We start from the raw sequence: 18,514 nt of genomic DNA on the forward strand, positions 1-18,514 counted from the left end.
AGCGTACCCATTCTGTCAGTGTCTGCGCGATTTCTTTGATTGAGGCTTCCAGCTCAGTGATGGCTGCAGCAATAGTGCTCAATTGGTCACTCTGCTGACTGAGTGCGCGGCGAGACTGCGCCGAAGCGGCCTGACTGCGCTCAGCCGCCTGCGTTAAGGTCTGGCCGTTAGCACTGAGTTGCGCCATGGCGTGGCTGTTGGTCCGGTTCGACTGATTCAGCAGACTGGCCAGTTCAGCAAACTCTTTCGGCGCCTTTTCGTCTGCGATGACTGTCAGATCACCCATGCTGTTAGCCTTGATTACATCGTCCAAACGCTGCAAGGAAAGGCGAACCGTTTTGCTGACCCAGGCACCGGCTAATATCGCCAGCAGCAAACCGGCGACACTCAGCGCAATAAAAATCATTTTGGCATTGTCGCTGGCGGCCAAAACACCCTGTTCGCTTTCATGGATCATGCGCTGTGAGCCTGTCTCCATCTCTCCCAATTTGAGCATGATTTTTTCCACCTGCACTTTTGCCTGATCGGCTTTTTCAGCCTGCGCCTGTATCAGACGAAGCGTATCCAGCTTGAGCGCAACCATTCCCTGCTCGCTAAACAGTCCTTGAACCATGTCAAACGGTACAGATAAACTTGAATATTCCGCCAGTTCAGGGTTTAGTCGATTCAGCTCTTTCCACGCATATAACATGCCTGACAAATTAGTCCGATTCAGATCTTTCGCATACGCTTCGGCTTTTTTCAGATCGCTTTCAAACAACAAAGCCACCATGTTGTTGCCCATTTCCTGGGAGTGATTAATGAAGTTGGTGACATGGCCCATAGCCGCAGCATCACCAGCATACAAACCTATGCTGATCCTGCTCATTTCAGATCGCACAGAGGAAACCGCATAGTTCATGGTGGCTTTGTCAGATTCCAGCTTGGCCTGATTGGTCAGAATTTGCTGCTGTGTTTGTTGAATGGACGAGACGAGCTGATTAAATATGGTGAGATCGCTTTCAAACACACTGACATCATTTTCAAGCCAGCTAATGCCATGTTCAGTCGCCAGCTGTTGCAATTCTGCCACGGCATCTTCTACATGCTGTTCGTTACTTTTCAGCGTGTTCAGCGCCGTTTCCAGGGTTTCCATTGTCCGGCTATTTATCACCTCAGTCAGACTCTGGGCTGAAGCCAGTGATCCCTTTACCATTTCGGCATTCAGCGTTGCGACGGGTAATGCCTGCTGGCTCAGCGAGGCGAATTGAGTAGAAACACGGTTAAGCCCTTGATTACCAAAAAATGATAGTAATCCACCGATAACCACAAGAAGCAGGAAGACTGACTGTATCAGAACCACAACTGACAGCCTTGTCCGTTGAGTGCGTTTTTTTGTCATAGTGAACCTTTGTCAATGCCACAATTTCTGCCCCGATAGAACCAGCACCAACACGTTACAGGACAATAATTGTGATCGTATTCTCATTAATTTCGCCGTTAACATACGGCTCAAATATGACAATAAAATGTCAAAGGTAAAAAATATGTAACGAAAGCTTACAGTTAGCTAAATGTCAGGTACAAAAAAAAGCAGCCTCAGCTGCTTCTGTGTTGCTCTCCAGACATTGTGTTCAGGCGTGTGAAGTTTGTTGACTTATCACACTGTCAAACAGGTTTTTGACCAGACTGATATAGTCTTCCAGGAAAGTAATTTGCTCAATTCCCGGATTTTTCTGCCATAAGCCGCCTAACATTTCCGCCATATCATCCAATACAGCATCGGCTTCCTGCATCAGCTTAAATCGAAACTCCGGTTCAAGATCCGGGTTCTGGCCAAACACTGCCATCAGGTTTGTAGCGATCAGATCCGTGACAACATTTTCTACGGTTTCCTCACTCGCATCAGTACCACTTGCGGCAAACACACTCAGGTGCTCCGTAAAGTACTCAATCAGCGCGTGATAACCATCAGATTCAACAACCATATCTTTTGCTTATTCCACCCAACACTACAGCAAATGATAGAGTGTCCAATTTGTTTTTCAAGCTCTGTGACACCAAGTGTGCTCAGGTTAACTATTTTATTTATCAATAAGAAGCAACTAATTTAGCCATCCACTCACATGCCTTCTGCCAGCCATTATCTCCGAACAGTTAAACAGGCGAAGTTTCGCTCTCTGCCGGTACATACTGAGGTTGGAACGCTGGTGACGTTAGGAGGGCTTTTAAGTTACAATCCTGTCACTAAAATCTGAACTATAGAGATAGATACTCCAATGAAATTTGTTCGATGGTTCCTTGGCCGGATTATTCTGCTGCTTAATGCTGTATTTACTCCAAAATCCATGAAGCGCTCTGCCCTTGAGCAAAGCGAAATCAATGTGGCTGCTGAAAAACTCAGACTGTACCAATTTGATGCCTGCCCTTTCTGTGTCAAAGTGCGCCGCAGTGCCAAACGACTGGCTCTGCCACTCAAAACCCTTGATGCGAAGAAACCTGCGTTTGAACAGGAACTGGTCGAGGGCGGCGGAAAACGTAAAGTACCTTGCCTGCGCATTGAAAAAGAAGATGGACACGTTGAATGGATGTATGAATCTGCTGACATTATTCAATATCTCGAAAAACGATTTGCCTGATCTTCCTGTGTCACTTAGAAGCCCGACTCTGATCGGGTTTCTAAGTGACGACAGTTTTTTGACAGCCTTCTGATACTTCCCCCGCCTGAATTCAGTATTATTTCTTATACAACGCGACCTTAGCTATTTGCTAAACTCAATTTGCTACCCTTATCAGTGAGGAGCTCTCATGCGATTACATCGTGCTGCCTGCTTAGTTTTTGCCTCCATGTTAGGTGCTGCTGTCACAGGTTCTGCACTCGCAGATCAGGAAGAAAAAGCAGCGACAGAAGCATCCAGTCAGGCTGAAAGCGATGACAGCAACAAAAACAGCGAGGATAATGCTATTCAAGTGGGCGACGTGCTGACAGTTAAACTGGATGCACTGTTACCGACACAACCCGTTCTTGCTTTTGACAGGGTGTTTGCCAGCCTGGGGCGTTACGAAGCACGCCCGGCCCAAATGTTTGATGATCTTTGCCTGACTAACGGTGGCAAAGGTGTGAAAACATGGGATGACCAGTCTAAGCCGACCGATCTGGAAAGCTACACGTGCCAAGAACCGCCAGGCAGCAATCAGGATGCCCTGCCTACCGTACTGCTTGCACCGGATGGTAAAACCCTTTACCTGCTCTCCGGCCATCATATTCTGACCACATTCTGGGATATGCCTAACGGTGGCACCAGTGTGCCGGTGAAAGTGAAAGTCACACAAAGCCTGGCCGGCGATGATATTGATGAAGTCTGGAATGCGATGAAAGAAGCTGGGCAATTCTGGCTGTTTGATACCCGTGGCGAAAAAATCAAACCTTCTGAGTTACCCGAGTATCTGGGTATGAAGCAGCTAAAGCATGACAAGTATTTGTCACTGGTCTTTTTCCTGCGCAATATCGCTTACAGCGACCCCGATAAAGGCAAAACGGTGAATCCTCTGATCCGTCCTATGTCCATTCCTTATATGCAATATTACTGGGCCCAGTATCTGCGTAAAAAAATGAAGGTATCGGGTTACGATCTTAACGACCCCGATGAGTACGCTGCTGCGCTTAAAGAAGCGGCAAGCCTTATTGTGGCGGCGGCAGAGGATGAAAACATTGCCTCATCAGGCAAAACCGCGAAAGAATTGGGTCAGTTTGATGAAGTCAATACCAAAGCACTGGACTCATTACTCACCCGGCCGACCTCAAGCTGGAGCTACGCATTAGCCTATCGCCAGCGAGTGAAGGAGGAATCGACACCAAAACGCATTCTTGAAGCGCAAAAAGCAGAAAAAGAAAGCGCCAAAAAAGAGGATGCTCCCGCTGTCGACGCCGGGAACACTGAGAACTGAAGACAGTATTATGCCATCAGGGCGAAACTCACCTCGCCCTGATTCTTTACTTTTAGCTGAAGTCGAGGCTGTCCTGAAGTCAGAACCCAGGCTGTCAATCAGATTCCTTCCCACCAATACAGCCGCCGATGCCAGTTAGGCAAAACATCACTGACAGCCAGGTATTTGCCTGTCAGCCATTGGCCTCGAGAAAGTATGGTGTTGTTTCTGCGATAAACCGAAAGCCATGCTTTTCCACAATTGGCCGGCTCATGGCAGATGCATCAATCGTGAGGTAGCGAATTCCCCGCTGTTTGGCGTCATTAATCCTCTGGTGCAGTAACGCGGTGTAATAGCCTTTGCTCCGGTATTCGGATAATGTACTTCCCCCCCAAATGCCGGCAAACGGACTGTCGGTGCTGTATAAAATCCAGGCCGACGAAACGGGAATATGATTATCATAGATAACATAAACAGCGGCATCCTCTGGGCAAGCCTGCTTAATCTGGTGTAAATGAAAGGCATGACTTGTATGATCTGTGCCCCACACCTTTTCCTGCACAGACATGGCTTCACGAATACCATCAAGATCATCAACTTCTGTTATGTCTGCAGTCACAGGCAAAGTACGTTGAATACTGTCCAGTTCCAGCACCATAAAGGACTCAGAATCCTCCCGGGTAAAACCTTGCTCAATAAGATGTTGACCTATATTAGCGGGTGAGTCAGTGGAATAGGTTTTCCATTCAAAGGATTTCTTCTGTTCTGAAAAGAAGTGAATTTCATTTTTGATTGCCGAGATTGCCTGCTCTTCATCCAAGTGGAAATACGTAATGTAGCTGCCCTGAGACTCAGGTGAGACGCATCTGACAACCGCCCCATTCACTTGCTTTTCATAACCGGGTACTGTCTGCCCAATACGCTCAAACTGATTGTATAAGGCCATGATGTCCTTTTTATCCATTTAGCTTCCTTGATGTGCTGACCGAATGCAGACGACTTGCTATGAGTGTGCCGCCCTACTGGTTAGTAATGTAGTAAAGCGCCTGATCGTCACTGTGATAGTCATGAATGCTCTGGCAATGGCTGACTTTATTACCGACGATCACCAGATTTACACCCAACTCCTGACACGTTCGAACGTCCCACTCGGCATCACCGAAATAAGTCAGATGTAAATCCGTATCGCCCGCTCTCTCCCGGGCGAGTTCCATAATACGAGCACGGGAATAATGATCGTCTGATGACGCCATACTGACATCGTCAATGTTAAAGCCTGCAGATATCAGCTTCATTCTTGCCGTTTCCCGCCAGCCACCGGTTGCCAGAGACACAATAAAACGCTCATCAGCCAGTAAACGGTGAAAGAATGCTTTGGCTCCGCTGACCTCTAGTGCAGGACGATGGCGCAAACGCTCCCTGATATTCTGAATAAAAACCGCTTTTACCCGTCTCTCAAGATCAACAAGTTCTTCATCCGGCGCCTGAATTTCAATAAAAGTGCGAAGGATCCCTCTGTCGGTAGCATGCGGATAATCACTCCAGCTTTGATAGAGATCCAGACCAGTTACCAACTTCACCGCCCTAACAAAACAATTTTCATCAAATTGACTGGACTGAATTAACGTATCGTCTACATCAAACATTACATGATACATAAGATTAATTTGTTCCTGCAGTTGGTATCCGGCTTCACAGACTCTCACGAGTCAGTACCGAACCCTTCCAGCCACGCCTCGGCTTGATCACGCTGATCGCGGTTAAAGGATTTGATATTCAAGCCTGGAATCAGGAAACCTTCGGCTTCGCTGACTTTCTTGACCCAGTTTGTATCGGATAACACAGCAGCGCGGTCAAATTTACGGATAAACCTCATCATTGACGGAAAGCGTGACAATTCAACACCAATCGCCCCCATGGACGGCAGATGGTATTCCACGATATCAAACAGCATTTTGCCATTCTGAATATCTGATGATTTATCAAGCAGTTCATCCAGCGCCGATCTCATTTCCTCTGAATCCAGCTTACCGCTCATTTCAATGTCGAGCCTGTCATTACCCACTTTTTCAACATTAAACATATCGCCTCCAACGTGCCAGTGTGCCAGTGTGCCAGTGTGCAACGTATACCTGTAAGTATTGCTCAAAAAAGCACAGACACGAATAATCTGCAGCGTCAGTCAGCAATAAGCATTCTTACTGGCCGCTTTGACTCCACTGGCTGGCAAGCAGACCATAAATCGCTGAATCTGACATTTTACCGTCAACAATCCACCTTTCAGGCAAATACCCTTCCTGTGAGAAACCCAGTTTCGCCAATACTTTTGCCGAACCTGTGTTATCCGGGTCAATTTCTGCCTCGATCCTGTTGAGTTGCATTTCCTGAAAAGCAAACTGAATCAGGGCAAAGGCGACTTCATGGACAATACCTCTGCCCCAGTGAGCTTTGGCAATACCAAAACCCAATTCAGCTCTGCGCGAATATTGATCAATATTAAAAAGCATACACTTGCCTAACAATCGCTGTCCGGGCTGTTCATAAATCCCCAATACCAGCTTTTCCGGCTCATCCAGTGACGGTTTTGATGCCTGAATATAATCATTTGCCTCTTCGATGGATTGCCATGGGCTGCTATCCCAATATTTCATCACGTCCGGATCAGAGAAAATATCAAACAAAGCCCCGGCATCACTCAGGGTCAGTGGGCGTAGTACGCATCTTTGGGTGGTCAGTTCCAGCACAGCTCATTCCTTATTCTTTATATCTAACTCATCGGCATGAATTTTATTCATCACAATGCAGATGAAACAAGTTGTTTATTAGAAATAAGAGTCTGAGCGCATGATTTTTATCCTTGTCCCGCCAGTAAAGACATCAGGCACAGAGATCAAACATAGAGTGTAGGCATGAAAAGCAGGCACGGCAGAGCAAGCTTGGCAGCCAGGCATAAAGAGCAAAAATTGAAGTCATGCCGTAGAAGAAAAGAAAGATGAATGGCAGGCCCCAATCAGCATAACAGGAGCCTGTATGGCGTTGCTTATCGGCGGGCTTTTGCGAGGAAAACATCCAGTTTATTGGCAAATTGCTGCCTGTCAGCCTGACTGATAGGTGCTGGGCCACCGGTTTGGATACCGCTGCTGCGCATGGTTTCCATAAAGTCCCGCATTTGCAGGCGCTGTTTAATTGTATCTTTGCTGTACATTTCGCCACGTGGATTGAGCGCATGACCGCCTTTGGTAATGACCTCGTCCGCAAGCGGGATATCGGCAGTAATCACTAAATCACCTGGCTCAAGCTGCTGAACGATATGATTATCAGCGACATCAAAGCCAGCCATCACCTGCACCGCCCGGATATGGGGTGACGGCGGAACACGAATCGCATGATTCGCAACCAATGTCGTGCATACACCTACCCGATGAGCGGCACGAAAAATGATTTCTTTGATCACATTCGGGCAAGCATCAGCATCAACCCAGATATTCATGATGGTTTCCTTAACTCTGGTTCAGGGCGCATTGGCCAATTCGCTTCCTATTTTGCATAAAAAAAGCCGCCCGAAAAGGCGGCTGTCTTTAAAAGTACCGAATTAGCACTCAATGCCTTGCTTGTGCAGATACTCGTCATAAGTACCGTGGAAGTCATTTACACCGTCTTTGGTGATTTCAATAATACGGGTAGCCACCGAGGAGACAAACTGACGGTCGTGAGAAACAAACATCAATGTTCCTTTGTAGTTTTCCAGCGCCAGGTTCAGAGACTCAATAGACTCCATATCCATGTGGTTGGTTGGCTCATCCATTAACAGGATGTTTGGCTTTTGCATGATCAGTTTACCGAACAGCATACGGCCTTGCTCACCACCGGAAATCACACGAACTGATTTCTTGATGTCATTTTGCGAGAACAGCATACGGCCCAGAATACCACGAACAACCTGCTCATCATCGCCTTCATTCTTCCACTGGCCCATCCAGTCCAGCAGATTCATGTCGGTGTCGAAATCAGCGGAATGATCCTGAGCGTAGAAGCCGATATTGGCATTCTCAGACCACTTGATCATACCGCTCATCGGCGTCATAGCGCCTGCCAGGGTGTTGAGGAAGGTTGACTTACCGATACCATTTTCACCGATGATTGCAATACGCTCACCGACTTCTACCATCAGGTTAACGCCATTGATCAGGATGTTTTCACCATAACCCTGTTTCAGGCCTTCCACTTCCAGTGCTTTACGGAACAGTTCTTTTTCCTGTTCGAAGCGGATGAACGGGTTTTGACGGCTGGAGGCTTTCACTTCATCAAGCTGAATTTTATCAATCTGCTTCTGGCGGGAAGTGGCCTGTTTCGCTTTCGAGGCGTTAGCAGAGAAACGGCTGACGAAGGTATTCAGCTCAGCAATTTGCGCTTTCTTCTTCGCATTATCAGCCAGCAGACGTTCACGGGCTTGCGTCGCTGCCACCATGTATTCATCATAATTACCCGGGAACAGGCGCAGTGCACCGTAGTCCAGATCCGCCATATGAGTACAAACGGTGTTCAGGAAGTGACGGTCGTGCGAAATAATGATCATAGTGCAGTTACGCTGCATCAGAACCTGCTCTAACCAGCGGATCGTATTGATATCCAGGTTGTTCGTTGGTTCGTCCAGCAGCATGATTTCAGGATCGGCAAACAGTACCTGAGCCAGCAGTACCCGTACTTTCAGACCAGGTGCCACTTCGCTCATCAGGCCGAAGTGCAGGTGCTCAGGAATACCCAGACCGAGCAGCAATTCACCGGCGCGGGCTTCAGCAGAATAACCGTCCATTTCAGCAAAGTCGGTTTCCAGATCGGCAACACGCATACCGTCTTCTTCAGACATTTCCGGCAGCGAGTAGATACGGTCGCGTTCTGCTTTGATTTCCCACAATTCTTTGTGGCCCATAATCACGGTATCAACAACAGTGAACTCTTCAAAAGCAAACTGATCCTGACCTAACTTCGCCATACGCTCGTTAGGATCTTTACTGACCACACCAGCAGAAGGCTCCAGTTCCCCACTCAGGATTTTCATGAACGTCGACTTACCGCAACCATTAGCGCCGATCAGGCCATAACGGTTTCCTTCGCCGAATTTAACGGAGATGTTTTCAAACAGAGGCTTATCGCCAAACTGCATGGTGATGTTCGCTGTTGTGATCAAAATAGGTTCCTACAACAATAATCAGACATGAAAAAAGCTGCCCTGATAGCATTGGCAGCTTTTCATCGGAAATTGGCGGGTATATTAACAGATGACGTGAGTTTTATCACGCTTTGTCTGTTCACTGAACAAAAGCGCCCGACAGTACACAGAGACGGCAAAAGTGGCATTCTGCCTGAGCGTTACCCATTGCAATGCAGTTTACTGACTAAAATATCACCGCATACTGAGAAAAAACTTACCAGCACGCTGATGACAGCGATTTCTGCAGGGCTTGACACCGTTTTAGCGGCCTCTTCTGATTTTTTTTGTAAAAATACCAACTTTATCGAGGAGTTGTTCCCTGATAGCTATTTTTTCTTGTTTTATTACAATCATCCTAATATTTCTCAAAAAATAAGTTATTTTTCACCTCACACTTATTCCAGCATATCACTCTGACCAAACGACCAAGATCACAAGTTACAAAAGATCTAGATCACAAATACAAGTGATTAATTTTACTAGGATAATAACCTGCTCGCCGTTACAATCCCTGCCCATAAAAACGATAACAGTTCACAGGATAAATGCCTGTTTTTCTTCCCTATATGTGAAAGGTCCTAAGTAAAGATGAGTCCGGAAAATTACCTCCTAGACTGGCAAACAAGTCAAACTAATGCTGAATCCATCTCACCAATTCTTGGCCAGCTATATCGACAAAAAGGCGTCGAAGTGCTGTTGTTCGGTCGTCAGGTAGTCAATGCCTCTGTTATCGACCTGATTAAAGCCCACCGTGTTGGTCGCCGTTATACCGGCTCTGATATTTCCCCTTCCCTGACCCTGCCATTGGTCGAAAAACTGAACGACATGGACCTGTCGCCTTGCCGTATCGATATCGGTCAGCTGGCACATGCGTACTGGAAAGATCACAACGATGAGAGCCATCTGGATGACTTCCTGGCAACGGCGCTGGCTGACTCGCTGAGCAGCACGCAAACGCTGCAATCACGTGATGTTGTCCTTTATGGTTTCGGACGCATCGGCCGCCTGCTGGCTCGTCTGCTGATTGAAAAAAGCGGCCCGGGTTACCCGCTGCGCCTGAAAGCGATTGTGGTTCGCGGTGGTAAACATGGCGATCTGGAAAAGCGCGCCAGCCTGCTGCGTCGTGACTCTGTACACGGCCAGTTTAACGGCAGCATTACTGTTGATGAAGAGCGTAAAGCCATCATTGTTAACGGTAACTACATTCAGGTTATTTATGCAAACAGCCCGGCGGATGTGGATTACACCACATACGGTATCAACAATGCGCTTGTGGTCGACAACACAGGTATCTGGCGTGATGCTGACGGCCTGAGCCAACACCTGAAGTGCCCTGGCGCAGCGAAAGTATTGCTGACCGCACCGGGTAAAGGTGAAATCAAGAACATCGTATTCGGTGTGAATGAAAAAGACATTCTGAGTGAAGATACCATTATCTCAGCGGCGAGCTGCACCACCAACGCCATCACACCGGTACTGAAAGCCGTCCATGATAAATACGGTGTACTGAACGGACACATTGAGACCGTTCACTCTTACACTAACGATCAGAACCTGATCGACAACTTCCATTCAGGCGAACGTCGTGGACGCTCAGCATCACTGAACATGGTACTGACCTCTACCGGTGCGGCGAAAGCGGTGGCAAAAGCACTGCCTGCACTGGCCGGTAAACTGACAGGTAACGCGATTCGTGTCCCTACCCCGAATGTGTCCATGGCGGTGGCGAACCTGAATCTGGGTACTGATGTTTCTGCGGAAGAGCTGAACATCTACCTGAGAAACGTTGCCTTGAATTCGGCTCTGTCTGGCCAGATCGATTACACCCAATCGACTGAGATTGTATCCAGCGACATCGTTGGCTCTCGCCATGCAGGTGTTGTCGATGGTGCGGCAACTATCGCACAAGACAAACGCTGTGTGCTGTATATCTGGTATGACAACGAATTTGGCTACAGCTGCCAGGTCGTTCACTGCATGGAACAGATGATGGGCGTTCGCTATCAGACCTTCCCTGCACTGAAATAAGCCCTACACAATAATAACTATATTCTCTTGCTGAACTTTAGCCGCCTGGTAATAACTCACACAGGCGGCATTTTTATTTCCGCGGTACAGAAATCAGAAGAGTCAGTAACAGTTATTCAGCAAAACCAACAGAGACTTTTTCAATATCCGCTTCGCCGCTCACGCCTGTATAATCAGACAGATTATCTTCGATACTTGCATTACTGCCTGTTCAATTGTTTACAGCGGCTCCACGCCCAGCCATGTATTTCGACCCCGAATTCAACTTCGAAGTGCAACACTCTCCAATTTCAAGCAGCCAAAGCCATTTCTTCAAATACATTTTGCCCGTCCAGCCAGTAGTAACGCACTACAGTCAGGTCTTGGGAATAAAAAAACCGCCCGAAGTACAGGGCGGTTTAAAGGCAGGATAAATGTGTTTTGAGTGAATCAGAACTTCACTTGGTAGTTCAGAGTGTAAGTGCGACCACGGCCTTTGTAGTCAAAAACTTCTGCTGGACCATAGCTTGAGTACCAACCCGCGGCACGCTGTCCCCAGACTGTACTGTATTCACGATCCAGCAAGTTCTGAATACCGAAACCAAGACTGCCTACTGGTAGCTGATAATTACCCACTAAATCAAATACTGTGTAACCATTAATTTCATTGCCGGCTTCATCATCCAGATTAAACAAAGTCTGACTTTGCAGTTTCAGTGCGTAACTATCTTCAAACCAGGCCAGCCAGGCACCAGCTTTAGAAGCACTTGCATAGTTGATAGACTGTTTATCCCAGCCACCATCGCTATTTTGCACTTCAGATTTCACCAGGTGTCCATTCACACCAGCTTGCCAAGCATTGCTCAGCCAGTAAGCAGCCTGTCCTTCCCAGCCATAAACCCGCGTTTTGTTGTCAGATATTTCAATATTGAGTGTCTTTTTATTGGCACTGACTTCCTTATCAGACTGCGAGTAATAAACAGCAGTCTGAATGCTCAAATCACTACCATCATGGCGATAACCAATTTCATAGCTGTTGGTTTTGATCCCAGCCAGTTTCGAGTCATCGACATTGATGCTGCCAGTAAGGTTGTAATGGCCATTGGCATCTGGGCCATCATAAGTACCAACACCGTAGTATTTCGCTGGATCAGACAAGTCAAAACCCTGAGAAAAGTTTGCCCACACCTGATCGTTTTGTGTTAAGTGATAAATGGTACCTAAGTTGAACAGACCGATATCATAATCCGTTTCACCACCCGGTACTGCGTCAGCAGAAATGCCATTACCATGAGCGATCGCAACTTGCGTACCTGAAGCAACAAAATCATCCACTTTGTTGTTCATGTACTGGAAACGGTAACCACCTTCAACGGTCCAGTCTTCGGTGATCGCATAGTCCGCCTGAATGAAACCCGCGATGGATGACACTTCGGTACCAGGATAGCGGCCAATCATCGAAGCTTTGCGATTCACTAAACCGCCAGAGTTATAACTTGTCTGACGGTCAAATAGCATCTGATTACTGTCTAATTTATCAATGTAGCCATCAATACCATAAGTCAGAGTCAGGTTATCCAGTGACTTGATCATCGCAGCACGCAGACTGATCACGTCCGTTTCCTGCTCAGATGCCGCTAAATACGTTGAATAGATAAACGGAATAAAGCTCAGTGTTTCATTACGGTATGATGCCTGAACCAGTAATTCATGGCTCAGGAAGTCAGTGTTAATGTAATCCACATTTAGCATCAGGCGTTCGGTTGAGCCCTGACGATCGGACTCGAAACCGTCTCTGACATCAATCAGACTTTTGTCACCTGGATTGCCTGTAATGTTTTTATTTACACCCGCCAGATCCTGACCGAAATAAATGCCATACGGGCTGTCTTGCTCACTGCTGTAGTATTGAGCCAGTAGATTTACTGTTTGAGTATCGGTTGGCGTAATTGATAGCGTACCCAACACATCAATCACTTCATTGAATTGGACAGAGCCCTGCGTAATGTCCGGTACAACAATATCGCCATTAGCATCGTAATAGCCCTGTGTTTCGCCATAAACAACAGAAGCACGACCTTTTACCAAGTCATTACCACCGCTGACGGACTGGGCCAGTTTATAATCAAAATCTTCGCTGCTGTTGAAGCCAGATGTGGTACTGACGTAGCTCTCAAACTGAAGCTCATCACTCTCTGCTTTTTTAGTGACAATATTGATCACACCACCGGTTGCACCAGCGCCGTAGATCGCAGTAGCGCCAGAAAGAATTTCGATACGGTCAATATTAAACGGATCAATGGAATCCAGCTGACGGCTGATGAGACGAGAAGAGTTCAGTGACACACCGTCAATCATCACCAGCATCGGGCGACCACGCAGATTCTGACCATAGTTGGTTCGGCCCTGGCTGCTGACGTCCAGCGATGGAACCGCTGCAGCCAGAATCTCACCCAGGCTTTTACCGCCACGGTATTCTTGTTCGATTTGAGCATTGTCGATGTACCAGACAGTGCCGGGAATATCGCTGATCGCTTTCGGTGCGCGGCTGGACACCACCACCATTTTTTCTTCCGTTGTCTTATATTCTTGAGCGAAAGCTGCGCTGGATACAAAAGTAGTGGCGGCCACTGCAGCTGCCACTGTCGTCAATTGAAACATCCCTTTTTTCACGGACATGATTACCACTTCTTGTTTTAAGTTAACTATCAATACAGATTTTGATAATCATACTCATTTGCCACTTTATTTCCATAAGCATTCCTAAAAAAGTTCAATGTGATTTGAACTTTTTTAGGGCCCAATGTTATATGTGGGACAGGGATATTTACTTTCGCATCAAATACAAGAAGTAGCCGCCGCCTATCACTGAGGCGAGCAGGCCGGCGGGAAATTGCCAGGGGAACCATAGGTTTCGCCCTATCCAATCGGCAACCATCATCAGGCAGCCGCCCAGTAAACAGGCAACAATCAATTGTCGGTTGGCCGTGTACTGGTTGAGGGTGCGGGCCATATGCGGGGCGAGTAGCCCGACAAAACTCAATGGACCAATCACGATAGTACAAAGCGTTGTCAAACCCGCAACCAGTAACAGCAATAACTGCCTGACTCGCCGGCAATCAAGGCCAACACTGGTTGCACTGACTTCACCCAGCCCGATCAGGTCGAGCCAGCGACTCAGCGACAAAGTGACTATCAGCAGCCCGCCGACACCGATAGCTAGTAAGGTGACATCCTGAGCTGAAACCAAATAGGTGGATCCGGAAAGCCAGGTCAGCAAAGCGCGGACATTATCCTGCCCCGAGGACATCGCGATGCGCAGGAAAGCATCAAGGCCGGCACTTAATGCAATACCTGTCAGCAAAGTCTGAGTGGGTGCAAACTGATGCTTCTTGCCCATCAGCCAGATCACTGCAGTTACGAGCAACGCCCCCGCCGTACCCAGCATGACTTGTTCATGACGTTCAACGGAAATACCAAGCAATGCACCGATAACCAGTGCCAGAGCGGCTCCTGAACTGATACCCAAGACTTCAGGGCTTGCCATGGGGTTGGTTGTCACACGCTGAATAATCGTACCTGCCAGTGCCAGACCAATGCCCGCAAGCAGAGCCACAGCCACCCGTGGGAAACGGTACTCCCAGACAGCGCCCGTAAAAGCCACGGACCAGCCTTGCTGCCCCTGGCCCACGGTGATCGCCAGGATCAAACATAAAGTTGCAAACACAGATAAAATCAGCACGGTCTTCTTAAAATCACGCTGATGGTAGTGAGTGGTACTTTCATCCCTGGCTCTGAGCTCGGACTGTAAGGTTTTTCGCCTCAGCAGCCAAAGTAAAAACGGTGACCCCAGCAAGGCGGTCATGGCACCCGTTGGCAGCATCTCGCCGCCGACACCAGAGAACGGCTGAATAATGAGATCTGCCAGCAGCAGCATCAGCGAACCAATCACCCCACTGAGCAGAATATTCTGATGCAACTTCCGGCTACCCAGCATACGGGCAATGGCTGGTGCAACGATGCCGACAAAACCTATCAGCCCTACTTCGCTGACCACGCTTGCCGTCATAAAAATGGCCAGCCCCAGACACAGCACTTTAATCTGTTTAACGTTTATGCCCAGCGAGCGAGCAACGCCATCGCCCAGTTGCAAAGACGCTAACGGGCGCTGCAATAACATCAAGGCAGCCAGCGGTAAGAGCGTCATTGGCAGCAAAGTTGTGACTGTACCCCACCCGTTTTGATTCAGCGTACCCGCACCCCAGACAAAGACAGACGATAAAGTCTGCTCATGAAGCAGCAACAGCATGGTATTGACAGAGCCAAAAAACAGGCTGATCACCATGCCCGCCAGCACCATATGAACAGGCGCGAACCCCCGTTTAGCTGACAGCAGAAATACCAGAGCCGTAGCCAGAGATCCGCCCAGAAACGCAGGAAAAAATGAAGGTGTTGCTAAAGATGCCGGCAATAACAAGATACCCAGTACCATACCCAGCTCGGCACCCGAGGCCACACCCAGGGTCGTTGGCGATGCAATGGGGTTGCGTAACACAAACTGCATGACAGCCCCTGCAACGGCCAGTGAAAAGCCGCATAACACGGCCACCACCAGGCGAGGCAAATACGTCAGGTTAACAATAATGTGCTGGTAATTGGTGGGATCGTAATTGAGCAGCGTTTCCCAGAGTAACGGCAGCCCTTGCGAATAAGGCACGGTAAGATTAAGCAGATAGCCAATAACGACTATCAGGCCCGGTATAATCAACAGCAGCCGGGCTTGTTGAACCGGGCGCAGCAATGAATCCATCAAAGTAACCTGGGACGGCATTAGTTCTGTGTCAGTTTTTGAGTAATGAAATCGCTGAAGCGCTGCGCTGAGACTAAACCACCAAAGGTCCAGATCGCGGGCAGTTCATAAACGGAATCCGAACGGGTAAACGCCATCACCTGCCAGAGTGGTGATTGGGTCAGCTTCTTTCGCTCATCCGCTTTCAACGGGCCGAAAATCATCACATTCGTGTTTTGATGCTCAGCCATTTTTTCGATACCGGCTGTGGTAAATCCCCACAGATTGGTCGGCTCTTGCCAATCGTTTTTCAAACCCATCGCCGTAATCGTGTCCTGAGCCAGAGAGCCGTCACTGTGAATACGCAGGGTTTTATCATTGATAAACCGAATAAACATCAAAGGCTTTTGCCCTGCATCCGAAGCAAGGACTTTGTCACCGTTTTGCTTGAGACGAGCCGATACAGTTTCAATCACAGATTGCGCTTTTTGTTCTTTACCCAGCACTTTCCCTAATTGCTGAGTCACCTTGACGGCATTGGCAAGCGGTGTTTTCGAATCGCTGTAAATGGTATACACCAGTGTTGGTGCAATGGCATTTAACTGCTGATAAACCGGGCTCATGTGATTGCTGACCAGAATGACATCTGGCTGCATCTCTGCCAGCAGTTCCAGATTAGGTTCACGCCGTGAGCCGACATTCATCGCTGAATCGGGCAATGCCGGTTCGCCTACCCAGGTAAGGTAACCGTCTTTATCCGCAACACCTGCGGGTGTCACTCCCAGACTCAGCACGGTTTCTGTCAGTGCCCAGTCCAGTGCCACCACTTTTTCCGGCGGCTCAGCAAATTCTGTTTCGCCTAACTCGTGCTTTATCGTCATCGCCTGACTCTGAAAAGTCAGTACGGTAAAAAGCAATGCGATAGTCTTTCTCACGGTCTTTCCCTGTTTTTATTGCTATGGAATGTAACTGATTGGCTGGCCGGTTTGCGGATGTGAAAACAGCGCCAGCTCCATGCCATATATCTTCTTGAGAACATCAGTGGTCATCATCTCTTCTGGCGCCCCTTGTGCGATCACTTTGCCTGAATACAAAGCAATTAAGTGGTCGCTGAACTTAGCTGCCATGTTGACATCATGCAACACCATGATGACAGTCAGTCCAAGACTGAGGTTCAATTCCCTGATTAAATGCAGTAATTCATATTGGTGAGCGACATCCAACGCAGAAGTTGGTTCATCCAGCAAAATACATTTGCTCTGTTGTGCCAGCAACATAGCGACCCAGGCCCGCTGTCTTTCGCCGCCAGACAAGGTAGCCACAAAACGATCAGCAAAGTGGGTCAGCCCCACTCTCTCAATCGCTTCATCGACCAACTGATAATCGTTCTGGCTGTAACGGCCGAATGCGCCTTTCCAGGGATACCGGCCAAAACACACCAGTTCGCGCACTGTCACACCATCTGTGATCGGTGGATGCTGAGGCAGATAAGCGACATTGAGCGCAAATGTTTTGCTGTCAAACTGCTGAACAGGCTGATCCTTGAGCAGAACTTGCCCTGCAGCAGGCACGTTTTGCCGGCTGAGCAGTTTCATCAGAGTGGATTTGCCACAACCATTATGGCCAAGCAAAGTAGTGACTTTTCCGGGTTCAAAGGCCAGTGACGTAGGATGAAGAATCCGTTTCCCGTCCACATCAAAGGCAGCGTCAATGAGTTGATACATGAATGCGGTAATGTGTTGCACAACAGAGTGCACGAACTTTATCACAGCCTACTGTTAATGATAATAGTTTTCACAACCATTAATTAGATGTAGGATACCCGTCACCGTTCTCAAGTGAGAACGAGAACACTTCTCCTTTATTTTTATATCACCTGATTTCCATACTCATTTCCAGTCAGGACGGAAACATGACGCACGATACCAGCCGAACTCAACATCGCCTTCACCTTACTCTTATCGGGCTTATCACTGCCTTGATGGGTATCGGACAGAACGGTTTACTAGTATCACTGCCCTTTCTTGTTGAACACTCCGCATTTGGCTTACCCACCTGGTCGATTGTGATTGCGATTGGCAGCTTTCTGTTCCTGCCTTCAGCACCGTTCTGGGGCAGTTTCAGTGACCGGAACGGTCCCAAGATGGTTGTCCTGCAGGCGTTATCAGGTATGGCAATCAGCTTTTTACTGTTATTGATTTTTACTGCATTAAGTCATGCATTCAGTGAACACACCTATTTATGGTTAGCTGGGCTTGTACTGGCGCGTATCATTTACGGCTGTACTGTGGCAGGTATGGTGCCGGCCAGTCAGCACTGGGCGATATTACTATGCGGTGAAGGCAACCGCCTGCAAGCCATCACGTCCGTCAGCATCGGGCTGAGCACAGGGCGGCTGATTGGTCCTTTGCTGGCAATGGGAGCTTTACAACTGCACACCTATGCACCACTGATGCTGATGACCGCATTTCCAGTGATTGCCTTGCTGGGCGCCTGCTGGCTGCCCAAACCGACTTTTATGCCGAAAGCGGATTCAGAAAAAACATCGCCGCCAGGCAAGTCACGCAAGCTGCCGGAAATGACGCTGATGCCGTTTTTGC

17 protein-coding genes are annotated in these 18,514 nt (G+C 48.1%); 5 read left to right on the forward strand and 12 right to left on the reverse strand.

Annotation, left to right across the window (positions count from 1 at the left end):
- Together P0Y67_RS20055 and P0Y67_RS20060 are read right to left on the reverse strand one after the other, a co-directional pair.
- Window positions 1-1,381 (reverse strand): methyl-accepting chemotaxis protein (locus tag P0Y67_RS20055; protein WP_342393272.1); only part of this gene is annotated, 1,381 nt, incomplete at its 3' end.
- A gap of 232 nt (window positions 1,382-1,613) precedes the next feature.
- On the reverse strand, window positions 1,614-1,967 hold the full coding sequence (locus tag P0Y67_RS20060) for a DUF3802 family protein (RefSeq protein ID WP_337113498.1): 354 nt from the start codon (window positions 1,965-1,967) through the stop codon (window positions 1,614-1,616).
- 291 nt (window positions 1,968-2,258) lie between these two features.
- Between P0Y67_RS20060 and P0Y67_RS20065 the strand changes: the two genes are divergently transcribed.
- Together P0Y67_RS20065 and P0Y67_RS20070 are read left to right on the forward strand one after the other, a co-directional pair.
- Complete coding sequence (locus P0Y67_RS20065; RefSeq protein WP_342393273.1) at window positions 2,259-2,618, forward strand: glutaredoxin family protein; 360 nt, start codon at window positions 2,259-2,261, stop codon at window positions 2,616-2,618.
- Between the two features lie 169 nt (window positions 2,619-2,787).
- A complete protein-coding gene (locus tag P0Y67_RS20070) occupies window positions 2,788-3,927 on the forward strand; it encodes a ParB/Srx family N-terminal domain-containing protein (protein ID WP_342393274.1) in 1,140 nt (379 codons plus the stop codon).
- Window positions 3,928-4,099: 172 nt separating this feature from the next.
- On the opposite strand, the gene P0Y67_RS20075 is transcribed toward P0Y67_RS20070, so the two are convergent.
- The 6 genes from P0Y67_RS20075 to P0Y67_RS20100 all read right to left on the reverse strand — a co-directional run bounded on the left by P0Y67_RS20075 (window position 4,100) and on the right by P0Y67_RS20100 (window position 9,094).
- A complete protein-coding gene (locus P0Y67_RS20075) occupies window positions 4,100-4,870 on the reverse strand; it encodes a GNAT family N-acetyltransferase (RefSeq protein WP_342393275.1) in 771 nt (256 codons plus the stop codon).
- Between the two features lie 55 nt (window positions 4,871-4,925).
- A complete protein-coding gene (locus tag P0Y67_RS20080; protein ID WP_342393276.1) occupies window positions 4,926-5,564 on the reverse strand; it encodes an HAD family hydrolase in 639 nt (212 codons plus the stop codon).
- Window positions 5,565-5,608: 44 nt separating this feature from the next.
- Window positions 5,609-5,989, reverse strand: coding sequence for an STAS/SEC14 domain-containing protein (locus tag P0Y67_RS20085; RefSeq protein WP_337113493.1), 381 nt, complete (start codon window positions 5,987-5,989; stop codon window positions 5,609-5,611).
- A 115-nt stretch (window positions 5,990-6,104) separates the two neighbouring features.
- Complete coding sequence (locus P0Y67_RS20090) at window positions 6,105-6,650, reverse strand: GNAT family N-acetyltransferase (protein WP_342393277.1); 546 nt, start codon at window positions 6,648-6,650, stop codon at window positions 6,105-6,107.
- 296 nt (window positions 6,651-6,946) lie between these two features.
- Entirely contained in the window at window positions 6,947-7,396 is a 450-nt protein-coding gene (locus P0Y67_RS20095) for a YaiI/YqxD family protein (RefSeq protein ID WP_120510775.1), read from the reverse strand.
- A gap of 102 nt (window positions 7,397-7,498) precedes the next feature.
- A complete protein-coding gene (locus P0Y67_RS20100; protein WP_342393278.1) occupies window positions 7,499-9,094 on the reverse strand; it encodes an ABC-F family ATPase in 1,596 nt (531 codons plus the stop codon).
- 27 nt (window positions 9,095-9,121) lie between these two features.
- Between P0Y67_RS20100 and P0Y67_RS20105 the strand changes: the two genes are divergently transcribed.
- Together P0Y67_RS20105 and P0Y67_RS20110 are read left to right on the forward strand one after the other, a co-directional pair.
- Window positions 9,122-9,535, forward strand: coding sequence for a hypothetical protein (locus tag P0Y67_RS20105; RefSeq protein WP_342393279.1), 414 nt, complete (start codon window positions 9,122-9,124; stop codon window positions 9,533-9,535).
- Window positions 9,536-9,706: 171 nt separating this feature from the next.
- Window positions 9,707-11,146 carry a glyceraldehyde-3-phosphate dehydrogenase gene (locus tag P0Y67_RS20110; RefSeq protein WP_342393280.1) on the forward strand — a complete coding sequence of 480 codons (1,440 nt, stop codon included), beginning with the start codon at window positions 9,707-9,709 and terminating at the stop codon, window positions 11,144-11,146.
- Window positions 11,147-11,575: 429 nt separating this feature from the next.
- Here the strand turns inward: P0Y67_RS20110 and P0Y67_RS20115 are convergent, their stop codons facing one another.
- The 4 genes from P0Y67_RS20115 to P0Y67_RS20130 form a co-directional block, all read right to left on the reverse strand.
- A complete protein-coding gene (locus tag P0Y67_RS20115; protein WP_342393281.1) occupies window positions 11,576-13,804 on the reverse strand; it encodes a TonB-dependent receptor in 2,229 nt (742 codons plus the stop codon).
- Window positions 13,805-13,952: 148 nt separating this feature from the next.
- Window positions 13,953-15,935, reverse strand: a complete 1,983-nt coding sequence (fhuB, locus tag P0Y67_RS20120; protein ID WP_342393282.1) for a Fe(3+)-hydroxamate ABC transporter permease FhuB — start codon at window positions 15,933-15,935, stop codon at window positions 13,953-13,955.
- Between the two features lie 20 nt (window positions 15,936-15,955).
- Window positions 15,956-16,849, reverse strand: a complete 894-nt coding sequence (locus tag P0Y67_RS20125; RefSeq protein ID WP_342393283.1) for an iron-siderophore ABC transporter substrate-binding protein — start codon at window positions 16,847-16,849, stop codon at window positions 15,956-15,958.
- Window positions 16,850-16,870: 21 nt separating this feature from the next.
- A complete protein-coding gene (locus P0Y67_RS20130; RefSeq protein WP_342393285.1) occupies window positions 16,871-17,638 on the reverse strand; it encodes an ABC transporter ATP-binding protein in 768 nt (255 codons plus the stop codon).
- 188 nt (window positions 17,639-17,826) lie between these two features.
- On the opposite strand from P0Y67_RS20130, the gene P0Y67_RS20135 reads away from it, so the two are divergent.
- Window positions 17,827-18,514, forward strand: a 688-nt coding sequence (locus P0Y67_RS20135) for an MFS transporter (RefSeq protein ID WP_342393284.1), incomplete at its 3' end; no start/stop codon positions are given.

Origin of the sequence: Photobacterium sp. SP02 (genome assembly GCF_038519165.1) — a bacterium.
Lineage (GTDB): Bacteria > Pseudomonadota > Gammaproteobacteria > Enterobacterales > Vibrionaceae > Photobacterium > Photobacterium halotolerans.

Bases quoted from the DNA above. Each gene is read 5' to 3' on its own strand.
- P0Y67_RS20060 (WP_337113498.1), bottom strand. From the start codon at position 1,967: ATGGTTGTTGAATCTGATGGTTATCACGCGCTGATTGAGTACTTTACG.
- P0Y67_RS20065 (WP_342393273.1), top strand. From the start codon at position 2,259: ATGAAATTTGTTCGATGGTTCCTTGGCCGGATTATTCTGCTGCTTAAT.
- P0Y67_RS20070 (WP_342393274.1), top strand. From the start codon at position 2,788: ATGCGATTACATCGTGCTGCCTGCTTAGTTTTTGCCTCCATGTTAGGT.
- P0Y67_RS20075 (WP_342393275.1), bottom strand. From the start codon at position 4,870: ATGGATAAAAAGGACATCATGGCCTTATACAATCAGTTTGAGCGTATT.
- P0Y67_RS20080 (WP_342393276.1), bottom strand. From the start codon at position 5,564: ATGTATCATGTAATGTTTGATGTAGACGATACGTTAATTCAGTCCAGT.
- P0Y67_RS20085 (WP_337113493.1), bottom strand. From the start codon at position 5,989: ATGTTTAATGTTGAAAAAGTGGGTAATGACAGGCTCGACATTGAAATG.
- P0Y67_RS20095 (WP_120510775.1), bottom strand. From the start codon at position 7,396: ATGAATATCTGGGTTGATGCTGATGCTTGCCCGAATGTGATCAAAGAA.
- P0Y67_RS20105 (WP_342393279.1), top strand. From the start codon at position 9,122: ATGAAAAAAGCTGCCCTGATAGCATTGGCAGCTTTTCATCGGAAATTG.
- P0Y67_RS20110 (WP_342393280.1), top strand. From the start codon at position 9,707: ATGAGTCCGGAAAATTACCTCCTAGACTGGCAAACAAGTCAAACTAAT.
- P0Y67_RS20115 (WP_342393281.1), bottom strand. From the start codon at position 13,804: ATGTCCGTGAAAAAAGGGATGTTTCAATTGACGACAGTGGCAGCTGCA.
- fhuB (WP_342393282.1), bottom strand. From the start codon at position 15,935: ATGGATTCATTGCTGCGCCCGGTTCAACAAGCCCGGCTGCTGTTGATT.
- P0Y67_RS20130 (WP_342393285.1), bottom strand. From the start codon at position 17,638: ATGTATCAACTCATTGACGCTGCCTTTGATGTGGACGGGAAACGGATT.